1 protein-coding gene is annotated in these 1,302 nt (G+C 42.6%); it reads left to right on the forward strand.

The window, feature by feature from the left end; all coding sequences use genetic code 11:
* The coding region (locus FTV32_RS17110; RefSeq protein ID WP_180029158.1) for a relaxase/mobilization nuclease domain-containing protein at nt 1-1,302 on the forward strand (1,302 nt) is incomplete at both ends.

Below are 1,302 nucleotides of genomic sequence, written 5' to 3' on the forward strand. Positions count from 1 at the left end.
TCAGGACACAGGTGAGACAAGGCTTGAGCTTAATTTTGTGATTCCCAATGTTGAGCTTTCAACAGGCAAACGCCTACAGCCATTCTATGCGCCAGTCGATTTAGATCGAGTCGATCTATTTAAGCAGATCACCAATACCGAACATTCACTGTATGACCCCGATGATCCTGAACATCGACAGCTATTTTTAAATAAAAAGAATCTACCCAAAGATATTAAGGATTTTAAAGAGCAGTTACATCAACGTGTTTACCGAGCGGTTGCCAATGGTGAAGTTGCCGATCGGCAAGAATTGGTGCAATGGCTTGAATCGAATCAAATCAATGTCACCCGACAAGTAAAAAATTCCATATCCATTGAAAACCCGTATGAGGGCGCAAAACGTCCTATCCGTTTAGAGGGCGAGATTTATGAGCAAAGCTTTAGAGCTACTGGCGAATATCGACAAGAAGTACAACAACGAATTGAAGAATACAGAGGAACAACTTCTGAGCGGTATCGAGCAAACGTCACAGACTATCAGAGACAGCTTGAACACAAGAGCCAATATCACAGCGACCGCTATCCAACAGTCGGACGAGAAAATAGCCCAGAGCATTCAAAACAACGCCCAGACGGTCGAGAAGGAATTGAGCCAGTATCAAACCTTACTGCAATCGAAATTGAGCCATTTAACGAAATTAAACGAGCAAATACAGAGCCAAGAACAACAAGCCCAGAATCAAGCGGTACAGAAAAAACTTACCATTTTGAATATGGGACTGATTTCAGTAGTAGTTATTTTGCTTATAGCAATTTTCTCGCTTGGTCTCGTCACCAAAAACAAGTACAGCGAGATGCAGACGCTAAATACAGTGATCAACGAGAAGCAAATGAGGGTCGATCATTTGAACCGATCGGGAGGCAGTTTGACGATCAGCACATGCAAGCGACCAGACAGCAAAGCACAACGTCTCTGTATTCAGATCAACAAGAATGCAGGGGAATGGCAGAACGGTTACATGATTCCAATGGGGTACTAAACGATGACGGAATTAGAAACACAATTATTGAGAATCATCGAAGAACAACAGCAACAGTTACTGCAACAACAATCGCAATTGCAGAAGCAACAGCAAGCTTTAGACACAATGCAAACCAAGATTATCCAAGCTTTATCAGCTCAATCAAAGGCAATCGAGAGCGATCAGCAAAGCTTACAGCAAGCACAGAAATCATTAGCGACAATACAGAAGCAATTTCACGAGCTAGAACGCAGTACAGCAAGCTATACCGAGCAGATCAATGGAAAAGTTCGAGAGA

The sequence above is a fragment of the Acinetobacter sp. YH16032 genome (assembly GCF_013417345.1).
Classification (GTDB): Bacteria; Pseudomonadota; Gammaproteobacteria; order Pseudomonadales; family Moraxellaceae; genus Acinetobacter.